This window comes from Xanthomonas sp. AC360, from assembly GCF_979258225.1.
In genome coordinates this window covers 27,036-42,878 of record NZ_OZ409846.1, presented here as the reverse complement: position 1 = coordinate 42,878, position 15,843 = coordinate 27,036, and the positions used below count along the sequence as shown (strand labels likewise).

The window sequence follows — 15,843 nt, the reverse complement described above, 5'->3', positions numbered from 1 at the left end:
CGAGTCGACGTATGTCGCGCAGCAAGATTGCAAGCGCGCCCGCGAGTTGGTGCCAGCGCGATCACGGCCGGCATGACACGGCTGCTCGCCGACACGTCCCACCTCCTCTTGCCTCGCGAATGAAACACCGCTGCACACCAAAAAGCTCGCCGCCTGCCATGCCGGCGGACAGCGAGCCTGATTACTGCTCAATCGTTACTGATCGCTTTTGCACTCGAAGACCGACACGCTGCGCGGCGGGGCCAGGAATTCGCTGGCGCCAGCCGGCATCATGTCTACCTCCAGCGCTTCATCGGTCGACAGCACCAGCTTCCAATGCACCGGTTCATCAGCGGCCGGCAGGGTGAAGGTCACACCCTCGTGGTAGGCGTTGATGACGATCAGCAAGGTGTCGTCGTTGGCCAGCTCCTTGACCCCGGAGGTCTGCGCCTTACCTTCGAGCAGCAGACCAACCGAGCGCGCGCCCGCATCGGTCCAATGCGCGTCTTCCATTTCGGTGCCGCCTGGATTGAGCCAGGTGAGATCGCGCAGGCCAGCCTCTTCGTTGTATTGCCCATTGAGAAAGCGGCCACGCGACAGAATCGGGTAGCGCTTGCGCAGCGCGGTCAATGCCTTGACGAAATCGGTGAGCCGGCCATCGGTCGGATCGTTTTCCCAATCCAGCCAGGTGATCTCGTTGTCCTGACAATAGGTGTTGTTGTTGCCGCCCTGGGACTGCGCACGTTCGTCGCCGCTGAGCATCATCGGCGTGCCTTGCGACAGCAGCAGCGTCGCAAGCAGATTCTTCATTTGCCGCTCGCGAAGTTGCAGGATGTCGGCGTTGTCGGTCTCGCCTTCTTCGCCGTAATTGCAGGAGCCATCGTTGGACGATCCGTCGCGGTTGTCTTCGCCGTTGTCGATGTTGTGCTTTTCGTTGTAGCTCACCAAGTCGCGCAGGGTGAAACCGTCATGCGCGGTGATGAAGTTGACCGAAGCCCACGGACGGCGGCCGCGGCGATCGAACAGATCGGCAGAGCCGGTGAACCGGGTTGCGAACTCTGCAAGCTTGCCATCCTCACCCTTCCAGAACTCGCGCGCGTTGTCGCGGAACTGGTCGTTCCATTCCGACCAGCCCGGCGGGAAATGCCCCACCTGATAGCCGCCCGGGCCGCAGTCCCACGGCTCGGCAATGAGTTTGACTTCCGACAGCAGCGGATCCTGATTGCAGGCATCCAGGAAGCCGCCACGCTGGTCGAAACCGCTCGGCTCACGTCCCAGGATGGTGGCCAGATCGAAGCGGAAACCGTCCACGTGCATTTCGCCGGCCCAGTAACGCAGCGAATCGTTGACGAACTGGATCACCCGCGAATTGCTCAGATTGAGCGTATTACCGGTGCCGGTGTCGTTGATGTAATAGCGCTTGTCCTCGGCAAGCCGGTAGTAACTGGCATTGTCGATGCCCTTGAACGACAGGGTCGGCCCCAGCTCGCTGCCTTCGGCGGTGTGGTTGTAGACCACATCCAGAATCACTTCCAGACCCTGCTTGTGCATGGCCTTGACCATGTCGCGGAACTCGTCGCGGTGTCCGCTGGACAGGTAACGCGACTTCAACGCAAAAAAGCCGATGGTGTTGTAGCCCCAGTAATTGCGCAGGCCCTTGTCCAGCAGATGCTGATCATCCAGATACGCATGTACCGGCAATAGTTCGACGGCAGTGATGCCCAGGTCCTTGATGTACTGCAGTACCTGCGGCTGGGCGAGACCTGCGAAGGTGCCGCGCACCGCTTCAGGCACCTGCGGGTTGCGCATGGTGTAGCCGCGCACGTGGGTTTCGTAGATGACTGTCTCGTTCCACGGCTTGAGCAGGCGCGCATCGTCGCCCCAGTCGTAGGTGTCTTCGACCACCACGCACTTGGGCATGAACGGCGCACTGTCGCGCTCGTCGAAGCTCAGGTCGCCATCCGGATGACCGACGGTGTAGCCATACAGTTCGTCGGCCCAGATCAGATCGCCTTCGAGCTCGCGGGCATACGGGTCCAGCAGCAGCTTGTTGTGATTGAAGCGGTGACCTTCGGTCGGCGCGTAAGGGCCGTGCACACGGTAACCATAGCGCTGGCCCGGCTTGGCATCGGGCAGATAGCCGTGCCAGATTTCGTTGGTGTATTCGGGAAGGTCGACGCGGGTTTCGTTGCCCTGTTCGTCGAACAGGCACAGTTCCACCCGTGTGGCATGCGCGGAAAACAGCGCGAAATTGATGCCTTTGCCATCGAAGACGGCGCCGCGGGGAAACGGGCGTCCTTGGCGGATGCGGGAGGGGTTGGCATAGGCCGCGCTTGCTGGACGTCGCATGGAGAGTCTCGGGTGCGCCGGCATGCCGGCATTGAGGGGACGCAAGCATTGCGGTTGTTGCTGTGCAAAACGCGTTACGGCGACACGGGTATGGCGTGATGGCGCGCCGCCGAGGCTTCGCACCATGCAGCGCGCTGTGATCTGGCACACCGGCGGCGTTCGCTTGTGGCGAACGCGGTCCTATCGATCATGGACGAGTACTGCGATGCCGCGTCGGCATGACAATGTGCAGTGGTGGATGCAGCGCGGCTTCCCGCTGCTTGAGCGCTGCGCGTGCGCCCTGCTAGCATCGATCCGGTTGGAGCTGCGCATCCATGCGTGATTGCAACACGTGCCGAGGCGCTATCGCGTCTCCATCCTCGGGGCCGTCGCACACCAGTTCAACCGTTGCGAGCAGCGCACAACGCGCCCGCGCGGTCGGCCGGCAGAACGTACGGGCTTGGGTCACCTCGTCATCAGACTCCGACCATGTCCAGGCCGCGCCGTGTCCCTGCTGCGATGAAAATCGCGATTCTTTCGCGCAACAGCAAGCTGTATTCGACCCGACGGCTTATCGAGGCCGGTCGCAAGCGTGGCCACACCGTACGTATCCTCGATCCGCTGCGGTGCTATATGCGCATCGCCGCCGATGGCTTCAGCCTGCACTACAAGGGCAAGCCGATCACCGGCTTCGATGCGGTGATTCCACGCATCGGCGCTTCGGTCACCCGCTATGCCACCGCCGTGCTGCGCCAACTCGAATTCATGGGCACCTATACGCCCAATCCCTCGGACGCCATCCTGCGTTCGCGCGACAAACTGCGTGCGCATCAATTGCTGGCGGCGCAGGGCATCGACATGCCGGTCACCGTGTTCGGCGATAACCCGGACGACACCCAGGACCTGCTCTCCATGCTCGGCCCGCCACCGCATGTGGTGAAGTTGAACGAGGGGGCGCAAGGCGCCGGGGTGATCCTGACCGAAAAGGCCAGCGCGTCGCGCGGCGTGGTCGAGGCACTGCGCGGGCTGTATGCCAATTTCATCGTGCAGGAATTCATTGGCGAAGCCGAAGGCGCAGATCTGCGTTGCTTCGTGGTCGGCGACCGCGTCGTCGCGGCGATGCGGCGCCAGGCGGCCGAAGGCGATTTCCGTTCCAACCTGCATCTTGGCGGCACCGCTGCGGTGGCCCAGGCCACCGAGCAGGAGCAGCAGGTGGCGGTCCGTTCGGCGCGCGCGCTGGGCCTGGCGGTGGCCGGCGTCGACCTCATCCGCTCCAAGCGCGGGCCGCTGGTCCTGGAGGTCAATTCGACCCCTGGACTCGAGGGTGTGGAAGGCGTTTGCGGCGTGGATGTGGCCGCCAGCATCATTCAGCATCTCGAGGAATCGGCCCGTTGATCGGAGATCAACTGTTTTTAGCGAAAAATTAACGGAACTCTAATCCTTTGCTCGCTAGCCTCTGTCGACCGTAGCTCCGCTCTCGGCAGTGACGGTGATCGGGATGAACTTTTGGCCCAAGTGCGGTGTCGCACTTGGGCCTTTTTATGGATGGCTTGCCGCTTTTGAGGTTCACGTCTACATTCAGCTACCTACCATCGATGGAACGGCCTGCAAAGTCATGAAAGGACTACTACTGATATTGATGTGCGCAGCGCTGCCTGCATTTGCCGCGGGCAAGAAGGCTGTAGACGTTGAGGCTCAGCCTCCCTTTGCCGAGCAGGCAGAACAGGTGCGTCTGGATCTGAGGAGCGGCGAGAAGTATTCGGAGCTTGGCACCGACGATCGCAGCAGGGTGCTTTCGGCCTTGCAGCGTATAGAAACTGCACTGCAGTCCCGGCCCGCCCCGGCGGAACTCACGCCTGAGTCAAAGATGGCGGTGTTCAATGACCAGGCTTTAGTCAACGCACTGTTGAGTAAGGCAGGCGAAGAGAGCCGGATGATCTGTCAGCGTGTGCGTGCAGTGGGCTCAAATCTCTCTACGACGCAATGCATGACGGCGGCCGAACGGCGCCGGCTTCGAGAAAACAACAAAGACGAATTGACGCGGATGCAACGGCAAACTGTCCAGAGGCAGCCGGGTACGTGACCAAACAACGAGGTTCCAGTGCGAATTCTAGTAATTGAAGACAACAGCGATATCGCCGCCAATCTGGGCGACTATCTTGAAGACCGGGGTCACACCGTGGACTTCGCAGCCGATGGTGTGACCGGGCTGCATTTGGCAGTTGTGCACGAGTTCGACGCCATCGTGCTCGACCTCAACCTGCCCGGCATGGACGGCATCGAGGTGTGTCGCAAGCTGCGCAACGAAGCGCGCAAGCAGACGCCGGTGCTGATGCTGACCGCCCGCGACTCGCTGGACAACAAGCTGGCCGGCTTCGATTCCGGTGCCGACGACTACCTGATCAAGCCGTTCGCGCTGCAGGAAGTGGAAGTGCGCCTCAACGCGTTGTCGCGTCGCGGCAAGGGTGTGCACACCCGCGTACTGGAAACCGGCGATCTGGAATACAACCTGGACACCCTGGAAGTGCGTCGCCGCGGCAAGCTGCTGCAGCTCAATCCGACGGCGCTGAAAATCCTGCAGGCGCTGATGGAAGCATCCCCGGCGGTGGTGACGCGGCAAGAGCTGGAAACCCGTGTCTGGGGCGAAGAACTGCCCGATTCCGACTCGCTGCGCGTGCATATCCATGGCCTGCGTGCAGTGGTCGACAAGCCGTTCGACGTGCCGATGATCCAGACCCGTCATGGCATCGGTTATCGCATCGCTTCGCCTGATGCCTGAAAGTAACAGCAGCGTGCGGCCCGCCCGTAGGCGTGGCCGTTACCGGCGGCGCCTGCGCAGCCGCATCATCCTGTCGTTCGTGTTGTTGGGCTTTTGCCTGACAACACTGTTCGCCTTCGCCACCAACTGGGCACGCGCGCGCGTGGAAAACCAGTTGGTCGAAGACGTGATGAATCGCAACATCGACGCCTTTGCGCAGCGGTTCTATTCCGACCCGCTGCGCAATCCCGATCTGCCCGTGCAGCAGATGCGCGGGCGTGTGGTCAAAAGCGACAAGTTCGAAGCGCTGCGCCTTGAGCAGCCGGAGTGGTACCAGTTTCCGGATGGCATCCACACCATCTCCGGTGTTGACGAAAGTGGCAACGCGTACTCGTACAAACTGGCGGTGCGCAAGACGCCCAGCGAGTGGTTCTTCCTCGCTTACGACATGACGCAGACGCTGCGCGGCGAGATTCAACTCAAGCGCACCTTGATGTTGTCGGTGCTCGTCTTCAGCGGGTTTTCGTTGGTGATCGGCTGGTGGTCGGCGTCCAAGGTCATGCGCCCGGTGTCGGATCTGGCGGCCCGCCTGCGCGCCTACCGTGGCGGCACCAGCGAGCCCAAACCGTTGGCAGCGCACTTTCCGGACGATGAGGTCGGCCAGCTCGCCGAAGCATTGGACGACTACTCGGCGCGCCTGACCGAAGTCGTGCAGCGCGACCGCGAATTTAACGCCGACGTCAGCCATGAGCTACGCACTCCGCTGGCGGTGATCCGCGGTGCCACCGAACTACTGCTGACCAAGCCCAATCTGGATGAGAAGGTGCTGCAGCGGCTGCAACGTATCCAGCGCGCCGAACTGCAGTGCAGCGATCTGATCGGCTCGCTGCTGCTGCTCTCGCGCAACGAACGCGGGCAGGGCAGCAGCAATGTGGCCAAGGTCGCCGAACAACTGATTGATTCGCATCGCGCCCAGCTCGGCGGCAAACCGCTGGAGCTACTACTGGAAGGCGAGCGCGACCTGGTCATCGAAGCACCGGAATCCGCCCTGTCGGTGGCGCTGGGCAACCTCATCGGCAATGCCGTCAAGTACACCCAGGACGGCCAGGTGCGCGTGCGTGTGCGCGGCGACTGCGTGGAAGTCATCGACTCTGGCCCCGGCCTGAGCGAAGAAGACGCAGCCAAACTCTTCCAGCGCGGCTACCGTGGTACTCACGCCGGCCACTCGCAAGGCGGCGGCATCGGCCTGTCAATTGTCAGCCGCCTGTGCGACCTGTACGGCTGGCGCGTGAGCGTACGCCCAGGCCAGGAGCGCGGCGTCATCGCAACGCTGGCGTTCCATCGCTAAGTCCACCGCTAAAAGCGCGCTAACGATACCGTCAAGTGAAATCTTGTGTAGGAGCGCACCTGGGCGCGAGGGCTTTACCCAGAGCCTCATCAGTAATGCCTACACCAGCAATCAATGCTAGACAGAACATGTAGTTTTTTCTTCAGTGGGACTACGCTCGCGCGTGGTAATTTACAAGCTTGCATTTACTTCAAGGCATCTAACGAAAGTACTGCGCAGCCGCCACACTGGCACGGCCGTTGCTCGGAATCGGCATGTCCCGCGCGTACACGTACACTCTGGTTCCTCCGCGCCGTCCACACCCACCGTACGACTGCTCGCTACGATTTGTTGGCCGCTCTTAGCCACATGCTCTGAAAACCGGCAATTCGCAGGTTAATAAATTGCAGTGTTGGGCGGAGTTGGGTTCTTTACCTCATGTGGCCGGCGATCTCTGGCGCGAGTTCTCCGAAGCAACCGCACGCCAAAGCTAGTCGTGGCTCTGTTCCGTGTCGACGGATTTATTTGGTTATCTGCAGATGGCCGTCGAGATCTCAGTGGCGCTCCGTATCGATGTAGTCGCTCCATCGCCGCTTATCGTGGTGTTGATGAGCTGAGCTGGCGTTTACTGCGAAGTTGTATAGCGAATAAGCCAGCAAAAGCGCCAAGGCAGCCACGGCCAGTGCGCGGACAGCTTTAGCTGCAGCACACGACAGAGCGTAACTGCCGCCATGCCCAACGTAACGACCTACTGCAGCTAGCAGAGATCAAGCTGACTAAGGTGACCTCGAGCATAGCGCCCGATAGTCCGCATCCAGCCTGGCCGCTGCCGCCGCAAGTTGCTCCAGCTGATCGCTATTGCATACGACATCATCGGCAATCGCCAGACGTTGGGTGCGAGACGCTTGTGCGGCAATCATTTGATCGGCCAATGTCGGCGTGCTGCCGTCGCGTTGCATCAGCCGTGCGTGTTGCAGCTCGACCGGTGCATCGACAACGAGGACGCGGTCAAGCCACGAATAGGCCGCCCGGCCGCCCGCTTCGGCCAAAAGAGGGATGGCAACGATGGAATAAGCGCCGTACGCTGCCTGTGCCGCGCGCTGTAGCTCCGCACGAATGGCGGGATGGGTGATTGCCTCAAGCGCCTTGCGTTGGGCTGGATCGGAGAAGACGATGTTGCGCAAGGCCAGCCGGTCCAGCGTGCCGTTGGGCAGCACAACGCCTGGACCAAAGCGGTCGACGATTGCATTGAGGAGCGGGCCGGGCGCAACGACCTGCCGCGCAACGACATCGGCATCGATCACCGGCACGCCCAGCTTCTCGAACTCGGCCGCGAGCGCACTCTTGCCAGAGGCAATGCCACCGGTGAGGCCGACGATGAAGTCGCTCATCGTCGTGCTCGGGTCAACGCAGGCCCGCGAAGTGCAGGTAGCCGTCCACTAGATCATTGCCCCAGAAGAACACCACCCAGCCGGCGATGGCTAGGTAGGGGCCGAACGGGATCGGCGTGGCGCGGTCGCGACCCTTGGCCGCCAGCCAGATCGAGCCCAGGATGGCGCCGACCAGCGAGGAGATCAGGATGATCGGCAGGATGCCTTTCAACCCGCACCAGGCACCTAGCGCGGCCAGCAGCTTGAAATCCCCGTGGCCCATGCCTTCCTTGCCGGTGAGCTGCTTGAACAGCCACCACACCGTCCACAGCGACACATAGCCGACCGCCGCACCCAGCAGGGCGGGCTTGGCCGGCATGTAGAGGTTGTCCATCGAGCCGACCAGGCCCAGCCACATCAGCGGCAAGGTCAGCTGGTCCGGCAGCAGTTTGTGGCGCAGGTCGATGCCGGACATCGCCACCAGGAAGCAGCTCAGCACGATCGCACCGAAGCCCTGCCAGCCGAAGCCGAAGCGCCAGACGCTGGCCACGCAAAGGATAGAGGTGAGCAGCTCGACCAGCGGGTACTGAATGGAAATCGGCTTGCCGCTGTAACGCGACTTACCGCGCAGCATCAACCAGCTGACGAGCGGAACGTTCTCCCACCACTTGAGCTTGTCGCCGGTGACCGGATCATGGGACGGCTCCACCACGATCCCCGGCGGTGGCGGCTCGTATAGCTCCGGCAGCTCCAGGATCTCGCGCGCATCGCGCCGCCACTGCCACTCCATGCGCTTGGGCAAGCGCAGGATCACCACGTTCAGGAAGCTGCCGATCAGCAGTCCCAGTCCGGCCGCGGCGGGAAAGCCGAGACCGGGATGCTGGTCGAGAAATGCCATTACGTCTTATCCAACCACTGCGCCGAGTTTGAAGATCGGAAGATACATGCCGATGACCATGCCGCCTACGATCGTGCCAATAAACACCATGATCAGTGGTTCGAGAAGGCTGCTAAGAGCGTCCACGGAGTTGTTGACTTCTTGTTCGAAGTAGTCGGCTACTTTGAACAGCATCGTGTCCAGGGCGCCAGCTTCCTCACCGATTGCGGTCATTTGCACCACCATGTGTGGAAACAGATTCACCTGTTTCATCGCCATGTTGACCGGATAGCCGACTGATACGTCATCGCGCATCCGCATTACTGCCTCTTCATAGACCTTGTTGCCGGTTGCGCCAGCAACGATGCCCAGCGCCTCCACGAGTGGAACACCTGCCTTGAATGTCACAGCAGTAGTCCGCGCAAAACGGGCAATCGCACTGTTGTGCATGATCTGCCCGATCACGGGAACCTTGAGGATCAATCGATCAAGTCTATGCTGCATGCCCGGAGAGCGCTTGTAAGCAAAGATGAAGCCAACGATGGACCCAACTGTCACTATCAGCATCAACCACCAATAGCTGACCATGAAGCGCGAGGCATTGACGAGGAGCTGAGTGAACGCCGGTAGTTCAGCGCCGAAATTCTTGAATACCTCTTCGAACTGAGGGACCACGAAAATAAGCAAAATCGCACTCACAATGATTGCCACGGCAATCACCATGGCAGGGTAAAACATTGCCTTTTTGATCTTTCCCTTGAGGGCTTCGATGTTTTCTTTGTACGTGGCGACCGTATCGAGGACTGTCTCCAATACGCCGGCCCCTTCGCCCGCGCGGACAAGGTTGCGGTAGAGCTCGTCAAATTGAACTGGATGCTTGCTGATTGACTCATAGAGCGACGAGCCGCCCTCAATGTCAGTCCGGACTTGGCCCACCATTTTCTTCATGCGTGGGTTCTTGTGCCCCTCGCCGATGATCTCAAGCGAACTCACGATCGGCACGCCTGACTTCATCATCGTCGCCATCTGACGGCTGAAGAACGCGATATCTTTTGCGGTAATTTTCTTGCCTGCCGCTCCGAACAGCGGCTTTGGCTTTTGCTTCACCATGCTGGGCACGATGCCCTGACGGCGCAGCTCTGCTCGCAACATATTGGCGTTGCGGGCTGTCTGCTCTCCCTTCATCTTCACGCCACGTTTGTCAGCCCCTTCCCAGATGAAGGTCTGCAGCAGGCTGGTGTTCCGGTCGACCGGTTGCTTCTTGATGGCGCTACGCGCGACTGACATATTTAGCTCCCCATCCAGCCATCCCCAGGCCGGAATTTGTGTTGATGGTAGCGTGTTTGATTGAGAAGGACATCACTGCGAGTCGCCGCCAGTCGATTGACCTGTTCGGGGCCACATGGCGGTCAGAATGTGACCTGACGCGTCACATCGTATTTGCCGTCGCAGTTGCAAAAAAGTGTGCTTCCATCTGCGGAAATGCCTGGCATCATCTGCTCCGGGGAGCGAAACGAGCTGATCATTGATGGTTGGCATACAACCTGCATGTATCAATTCGCACAACACGCCCTGCCTGAACGCACTGAGCGTCCAGGCCGGAGATTTCGGCAGTTCCATAAACCTCTAGGGGATGTACTCATGAAGAAGCAGCAAGGCTTTACACTTATTGAATTGATGATCGTTGTCGCGATCATCGCCATCTTGGCTGCAATCGCTCTGCCGGCTTACCAGGACTACCTGATCAAGGCGCGCGTCTCTGAAGTCATGCTGGCGGCTTCGTCGGCCCGTACCACTGTCGCCGAAGCTGCTGCTTCGGATACCGCTACCGCAATGCCGGCGACCGTTTCTATTGAAACCCAGTCTTCCAAGTACGTCTCTGGCGTCACCTATGCATCTGGCGTGATTACTGCGACCGGGCAAGCTTTAGGCGGCACAGCAACGGGCAATATCACCCTGACTGGTGCGAAGAGCGCAAATGGCCAGGTCGTCTGGACATGCAGCGGCTCAATCCCGGCTAAGTACCGTCCTGCTACCTGCCAGTAATCTCGCAAGAATGACGCTTTAGATGCTACACAAGAACCCCGCTTTTGCGGGGTTCTTTTTTGGATGTGAACCTTGCACATGTTGACGCTGCGCAGGATCGCGCCCTGGTGCTTTGCGCTGGCGTTGATCGTCTATCTAAGGCCCTACACCGGCATTCGCCACGACGCGACGCTCTACCTGGCGCAAGCTTTGCGCCTGATTTCGCCGGACATCTTCAACCGTGACCTGTTCTTCGTCGCGGGCAGCCAAGCCAGCTTCACGCTGTTCCCCCAGCTGCTGGCGCTGCTACTAGCTCACGTAGAGCCGGGCAAGGCCTTCTTGGTGCTGACCTTCGTCAGTCGCTTGCTCTTCTATGCTGCCAGCGCCTGGGGCGTGCATGTGCTGTTCCCGGCACGCTGGCGCTGGCCCGCACTGTTGGCGTTGATCGTCATGCCCGCCGGCTATGGCGCATTCAGCATGTTTTCGTATGCGGAGCCTTTCCTGACCGCGCGACCTGTTGCCGAAGCCCTATGCCTGCTGGCCATTGCGGCGCTGGTGCGCGATCGGATGGCTTGGGCAGTTGCCTTGTTCGCTGCTGCGGGGTTGCTGCATCCCCTGCAGGCCATCGTCGCTGTGCTGGTCGCTTGGTGTTGGCTCGTTTTGGGCGACCGCCGCTGGCTGTGGTCATTGCTGCTGGTAGTACCTGTGCTGGTCCTGGCAGCATTGAAGGCCGGGCCCCTGGCTGGCCTGTTGCTGGTGATGGACACGCAATGGCGCAGCATGATCGATGATGTGGGCGACCAGGTGTTTCTGGGCGCCTGGACGCCGCGCGACTGGTGCATCGTGCTGGCGGATGTCTATTTGCTGAGCCTGCTGGCCCAGTGGAGTGGTCCCAACGCGATGTTGGGCCGGCTTGCCAAGGCAGTACTGCTCGCCACTGTGCTTGGCCTGGGCCTGAGCTTCCTGCTGGCTGATGTCTTGAGGCTGATCCTGCCCATCGGTCTGCAACTATGGCGCGTGCTGTGGATAGTGCATTGGTTGGCGGCGGCGTCGATCCCGTTCCTGGTCTGGGATCAGTGGCAGCGAGGGGGGCGCCACTGGATTGCTCCCTTGCTGGTGGTCACCATTGCCGTGATCGGTGCCAGCGTGCCACGCAGCACTTTGCCATGGGCGGTGCTGGGACTGATCCCGCTGCATATGGTCTGGCCGCATGTGGCTGATCGAGTGAGCTCCCCCATTCGCTACCTGCTGCTGGCAGGATTGAGCGTAGCGATGGTCGTGGCCACCGTGCGCTACCAGCTGCAGATGTGGGCGGTGTACGAGATGACTGGGCGCAATCCGGAAGTGGTTCGCCAAGACGTAATGATCTTCGCCTACCCGCTGATCTGCGGCGGGTTGGTCGCGTTGGCCGTCTGGGGTTACCGCACCAGCGGGCCGAAGGTGCAGGCGTTGATGGGTGTGCTGTCCTTAGTTGCCTTGGTGGGCGCGCTTAGCGCGTGGGATTCGCGCAGCCCGTGGACCCGCGTCCAAGAGTCCGCCCATGGCACTGCGGTGTTCAGTGAAGACATCCCGCGTAATGCCAGTGTGTTCTGGTTTGCCAGCGAGGCCTCCCCGCGTGCGGCCTGGCTGGTACTCCGGCGTGCTAATTACTACAGCCCACAGCAGTTGTCGGGGCAGATGTTCAACCGGCAGACGGCGCTACTGGGCAGGCAGTTGAGCGCCCAAGTAGAACCGGTGACGCTGCAGTCCGAGATTTGCGAGGTGATGGCGAACGTGCAGGTGGACGCAGAGCCTTGCAAGATCAGCGAGCCTGGTCTGGAATATATGTGTACGCGCCATGGTGATCTGGTGCCGCCTGATTACTTCGTATTGCCGTTCGACCAGGAAACGCACGTGCGCAGCAGTTGGCAGGTGCGTCACCCACGCACAGGCAAAGTGATTGCCACGGAGTACTTGTACAAGTGCTCTGACTGGGTGAAGTCCGAGGACGGAAAGGCATGAGCAAGCAACCTGCAGCGAAGGTTGCTGTGCCCATCGCCACGGGGCGTAGATGGTCAGCCGAAGGTGGCGGTTATGTTCTGGCTTCGGCTGTTGCGTTGTTGGCTGACCTTTTTGTTTTTGGGTGGTTCGCCCGATGCGGCTGGGGCTGGTACGGTGCTGCCACCGCTGGCTTCTTGGTTGGCAGCTTGGTGGCCTACATTATTAGCGTGCGCTGGGTGTTCGTCGCACGCAGCTTTCATTCGCGCTTAGCGGAAATAACAACCTTCGTGCTGATCGGATGCCTAGGCTTGCTAGTAGTGCAGGGAGTAATGTGGTTGAGTATCGAGTTGCTTGGCATGCCGGGGGGCATTGCTAGGCTGGTCGCGGTAGGTTTTTCATTCACCTCGAACTTTGTACTGCGCAAATTGATTCTTTTCCGGCCACGCACGCGTGGGCGGGTTATTGGGGAAGGGTAAGTTGCATGAGTAAGCATGTAGTCATTATCGGTGCCGGACCGGCAGGGCTGACGGCGGCGCTGGAATTGATTGGCCAGCCTGGAGTGAAAGTAACGGTATTGGAGGCAGACGATTGCGTCGGTGGAATATCGCGTACGGTCAAACACAATGGCAATCGCATCGATATTGGTGGGCACCGTTTCTTCTCGAAGTCGGATTGGGTGATGCAGTGGTGGACCAATTTGATGCCGATCGAACACGCAGGCGATGTTCCTTTGAATCTACGGTACCAGGGCCAGACGCGTGATGGTCTGCCGGCCGGAGTTGCCATGGCCAATGGAGCCGAACCAGCCGCAATGCTGATTCGTAATCGCCTGTCACGGATCTATTTCAATCGGCGTTTTTTCTCGTATCCGTTGAAGTTGAACTTGGATAGTTTTCGTAATCTTGGGATTGGCAAGTCCGTGTTGTTCGGTTTCAGCTACCTGCGCGCGCAGCTCAGCAAGATTGAGCCGGAACTTAGCCTGGAAGATTTCCTGATCAATCGTTTCGGTCGACGCCTGTACGGCCAGTTCTTCAAGGAATACACAGAGAAAGTGTGGGGAGTTCCCTGCAACCAGATCAGTGCTGAATGGGGAGCGCAGCGCATCAAGAGTCTGTCGATCACCAAGGCGGTACTCCACGCATTGCGTGGCATGCTGGGCCTAAACGGCAAAGTGACGCAGACCTCGCTGATCGAGAATTTTCTTTACCCTAAACACGGCCCCGGTGAGATGTGGGAGACCGCGGCGCAAGTGTTCCAGACGCGCGGCGGTACGCTACTGATGAAACACAAGGCTGTGGGCCTTGACCTAGATAAGGGGCAAGTGCGGAGTGTGACTGTGCAGAATGCTGCGGGCGAGGCGGTAACTATTGACTGCAGCCACATTATATCGACGATGCCTGTACGTGACTTGGTCGCTGCGTCGAGACAGAGCTGGAGCGAGGACATCCTTGCAATCGCTGACAAGCTGCAGTATCGAGACTTCATTACGGTGGGACTGCTGTATCGAGCCAGTGAGTTGCCGCGTGTATTGGGCGACAACTGGATATACATCCAGGAGCCGGGCGTGAACGTGGGGCGCGTACAAATCTTCAACAACTGGAGCCCGTACATGGTCAAGGACGCGTCCATGGTGTGGATGGGGCTAGAGTTCTTCTGTCGCGAAACCGACGATCTTTGGAAAATGCGTGATACCGATTTGCAGGAGCTAGCACAGCGCGAAATGCTGAAGATCGGTCTGGTTTCCTCAGCTGTCGCGCAGGACGCGGTGGTGATTCGTGTCCCCAAGGCCTACCCCGGCTATTTTGGCGATGCGTATGCAAAATTCGATCAGTTACGCACGGCGCTGGATGCGGTGCCCAATCTGTTTCTAGTGGGCCGCAATGGCATGCATCGCTACAACAACCAGGACCATTCTATGCTAACGGCTAAGGAAGCAGCCGAGCAGATCCTGACCGGCAATGTGGATAAGAGTCGCCTGTGGTCGATCAACGTGGATGATGAATATCACGAAGAGGCGAAGGCCTGAGCATTATCCAGCCCTAAGCTCTTTACCTTCCAAGGGTTGCTTGGGTGAAGGAGCACCGGATCGTAATGATGTTTGATCGGACGTGGAGTCAAGTAGATGTGGAACATCCTTGTCTGTGGAGGGGCGGGATACATCGGCAGTCACATGGCACAGTGGTTAGCCGAACAGGGTCATGCGGTGACTGTATTGGACAATCTGTCGACCGGACACCGTCAAGCGGTCAAGTGGGGTGAGCTTATCCAAGCCGACCTGCTGGATGAGGCGTCGCTAGCCCGTGCCTTCAATATGCGCCGCTACGACGTAGTCATGCATTTTGCTGCGACTTCGCTGGTAGCTGCATCGGTGTGCGATCCGCTACCCACTTATCAGAACAACGTCATCGGTACATTGAACCTATTGGCGCAAATGCGTCGCCGGGGAGTGGATAAATTGGTGTTTTCTTCCACTGCGGCTGTGTTCGGACAGTCGCCGGTGGCGCTGATCGATGAGCATCAGCCGATGCACCCGATTACACCCTATGGTGCTAGTAAGTTGATGGTCGAGCGTATCCTCGCCGACGCGTGGGCAGCCTATGGACTGTCTTCAGTTGTGCTTCGCTACTTCAATGCTGCCGGCGCCCTTGCCGAGCATGGCATCGGTGAGGCGCATGCGTTCGAGACTCATTTGATTCCCAACGCACTCAGGGCGGCAGCTGGGCAAGCACCACCGCTGAAAGTGTTTGGTGCAGACTATCCCACGGTCGACGGCACCTGTATTCGGGATTATGTGCACGTGCAGGATATTGCCAGGGCCCATGCGCTGGCAGTTTCTCTGCTTGAGTCCAGTCCGGGTGCCCACGATTTCAACCTGGGCAGTGAGCAGGGCTACTCGGTGATGGATATCGTCGCGGCTGCTGAGAAGGTGGTTGGTCGGCCGGTACCGTTCGAGTTGGTTGGTAGACGCCCCGGCGACCCTGCGCGACTGGTGGCCTCCAGTGCCAAGGCGCGTGAGGTGCTTGGTTGGGAGCGTAGCTGGCAGGATATGTTCGGAATTATCGAGAGTGCTTGGCACTGGCACCGTGCCCAGTCATTCTGAATGCGTTGGTTGTCATGCTAGAACGATGCGCGTACGGGCGTCCTACGGTTAGTATCCTGGTTCGAATTACCACATGGCGTCCGCCTTCGGCGGAGCGTC

Annotated in this window: 13 protein-coding genes and 1 other RNA gene; 10 read left to right on the top strand and 4 right to left on the bottom strand. The window is 59.8% G+C overall.

What is annotated here, in order from left to right; genetic code table 11:
- Positions 1–195: 195 nt before the first annotated feature.
- Complete coding sequence (glgX, locus tag ACZZ0O_RS00175; RefSeq protein ID WP_463591899.1) at positions 196–2,328, bottom strand: glycogen debranching protein GlgX; 2,133 nt, start codon at positions 2,326–2,328, stop codon at positions 196–198.
- Positions 2,329–2,826: 498 nt separating this feature from the next.
- Here glgX and rimK point away from each other — a divergent pair, with 498 nt between their 5' ends.
- The 5 genes from rimK (at position 2,827) to ACZZ0O_RS00150 (ending at position 6,749) form a co-directional block, all read left to right on the top strand.
- Entirely contained in the window at positions 2,827–3,702 is an 876-nt protein-coding gene (rimK, locus tag ACZZ0O_RS00170) for a 30S ribosomal protein S6--L-glutamate ligase (protein ID WP_055848862.1), read from the top strand.
- A 103-nt stretch (positions 3,703–3,805) separates the two neighbouring features.
- Positions 3,806–4,390 (top strand): hypothetical protein, encoded by a 585-nt coding sequence (locus tag ACZZ0O_RS00165; RefSeq protein WP_323537605.1) that lies wholly within the window; start codon positions 3,806–3,808, stop codon positions 4,388–4,390.
- An 18-nt stretch (positions 4,391–4,408) separates the two neighbouring features.
- On the top strand, positions 4,409–5,086 hold the full coding sequence (locus tag ACZZ0O_RS00160; RefSeq protein WP_003490678.1) for a response regulator transcription factor: 678 nt from the start codon (positions 4,409–4,411) through the stop codon (positions 5,084–5,086).
- The gene (locus ACZZ0O_RS00155; RefSeq protein WP_463591898.1) at positions 5,079–6,413 is read left to right on the top strand and encodes a sensor histidine kinase; all 1,335 of its coding nucleotides are present in this window, start codon (positions 5,079–5,081) and stop codon (positions 6,411–6,413) included. The genes ACZZ0O_RS00160 and ACZZ0O_RS00155 overlap by 8 nt, the downstream gene beginning before the upstream one ends.
- 254 nt (positions 6,414–6,667) lie before the next feature.
- A non-coding RNA gene (locus tag ACZZ0O_RS00150) (sX9 sRNA) lies at positions 6,668–6,749 on the top strand.
- A 419-nt stretch (positions 6,750–7,168) separates the two neighbouring features.
- Here ACZZ0O_RS00150 and coaE read toward each other — a convergent pair.
- From coaE to ACZZ0O_RS00135, 3 genes are read right to left on the bottom strand one after another with little or no spacing between them, the layout of a single operon-like run.
- Positions 7,169–7,783, bottom strand: a complete 615-nt coding sequence (gene coaE / locus ACZZ0O_RS00145) for a dephospho-CoA kinase (RefSeq protein WP_463591897.1) — start codon at positions 7,781–7,783, stop codon at positions 7,169–7,171.
- A 13-nt stretch (positions 7,784–7,796) separates the two neighbouring features.
- Complete coding sequence (locus tag ACZZ0O_RS00140) at positions 7,797–8,660, bottom strand: prepilin peptidase (protein WP_104616296.1); 864 nt, start codon at positions 8,658–8,660, stop codon at positions 7,797–7,799.
- 6 nt (positions 8,661–8,666) lie between these two features.
- Positions 8,667–9,926, bottom strand: coding sequence for a type II secretion system F family protein (locus ACZZ0O_RS00135; RefSeq protein WP_463591896.1), 1,260 nt, complete (start codon positions 9,924–9,926; stop codon positions 8,667–8,669).
- 354 nt (positions 9,927–10,280) lie between these two features.
- Here ACZZ0O_RS00135 and ACZZ0O_RS00130 point away from each other — a divergent pair, with 354 nt between their 5' ends.
- The 5 genes from ACZZ0O_RS00130 to galE all read left to right on the top strand — a co-directional run bounded on the left by ACZZ0O_RS00130 (position 10,281) and on the right by galE (position 15,744).
- Positions 10,281–10,685 carry a pilin gene (locus ACZZ0O_RS00130; protein WP_323537603.1) on the top strand — a complete coding sequence of 135 codons (405 nt, stop codon included), beginning with the start codon at positions 10,281–10,283 and terminating at the stop codon, positions 10,683–10,685.
- 78 nt (positions 10,686–10,763) lie between these two features.
- The gene (locus ACZZ0O_RS00125) at positions 10,764–12,665 is read left to right on the top strand and encodes a hypothetical protein (RefSeq protein ID WP_463591895.1); all 1,902 of its coding nucleotides are present in this window, start codon (positions 10,764–10,766) and stop codon (positions 12,663–12,665) included.
- The gene (locus ACZZ0O_RS00120) at positions 12,662–13,120 is read left to right on the top strand and encodes a GtrA family protein (protein ID WP_323537601.1); all 459 of its coding nucleotides are present in this window, start codon (positions 12,662–12,664) and stop codon (positions 13,118–13,120) included. The genes ACZZ0O_RS00125 and ACZZ0O_RS00120 overlap by 4 nt, the downstream gene beginning before the upstream one ends.
- Positions 13,121–13,125: 5 nt before the next feature.
- Entirely contained in the window at positions 13,126–14,670 is a 1,545-nt protein-coding gene (locus tag ACZZ0O_RS00115) for an NAD(P)/FAD-dependent oxidoreductase (RefSeq protein WP_463591894.1), read from the top strand.
- A gap of 96 nt (positions 14,671–14,766) precedes the next feature.
- Positions 14,767–15,744, top strand: coding sequence for a UDP-glucose 4-epimerase GalE (galE, locus tag ACZZ0O_RS00110; protein WP_115513684.1), 978 nt, complete (start codon positions 14,767–14,769; stop codon positions 15,742–15,744).
- Positions 15,745–15,843 lie beyond the last annotated feature (99 nt).

Coding starts and splice junctions, on each gene's coding strand:
- glgX (WP_463591899.1), bottom strand. CDS start 2,328: ATGCGACGTCCAGCAAGCGCGGCCTATGCCAACCCCTCCCGCATCCGC.
- rimK (WP_055848862.1), top strand. CDS start 2,827: ATGAAAATCGCGATTCTTTCGCGCAACAGCAAGCTGTATTCGACCCGA.
- ACZZ0O_RS00165 (WP_323537605.1), top strand. CDS start 3,806: ATGAACTTTTGGCCCAAGTGCGGTGTCGCACTTGGGCCTTTTTATGGA.
- ACZZ0O_RS00155 (WP_463591898.1), top strand. CDS start 5,079: ATGCCTGAAAGTAACAGCAGCGTGCGGCCCGCCCGTAGGCGTGGCCGT.
- coaE (WP_463591897.1), bottom strand. CDS start 7,783: ATGAGCGACTTCATCGTCGGCCTCACCGGTGGCATTGCCTCTGGCAAG.
- ACZZ0O_RS00140 (WP_104616296.1), bottom strand. CDS start 8,660: ATGGCATTTCTCGACCAGCATCCCGGTCTCGGCTTTCCCGCCGCGGCC.
- ACZZ0O_RS00135 (WP_463591896.1), bottom strand. CDS start 9,926: ATGTCAGTCGCGCGTAGCGCCATCAAGAAGCAACCGGTCGACCGGAAC.
- ACZZ0O_RS00130 (WP_323537603.1), top strand. CDS start 10,281: ATGAAGAAGCAGCAAGGCTTTACACTTATTGAATTGATGATCGTTGTC.
- ACZZ0O_RS00125 (WP_463591895.1), top strand. CDS start 10,764: ATGTTGACGCTGCGCAGGATCGCGCCCTGGTGCTTTGCGCTGGCGTTG.
- ACZZ0O_RS00120 (WP_323537601.1), top strand. CDS start 12,662: ATGAGCAAGCAACCTGCAGCGAAGGTTGCTGTGCCCATCGCCACGGGG.
- ACZZ0O_RS00115 (WP_463591894.1), top strand. CDS start 13,126: ATGAGTAAGCATGTAGTCATTATCGGTGCCGGACCGGCAGGGCTGACG.
- galE (WP_115513684.1), top strand. CDS start 14,767: ATGTGGAACATCCTTGTCTGTGGAGGGGCGGGATACATCGGCAGTCAC.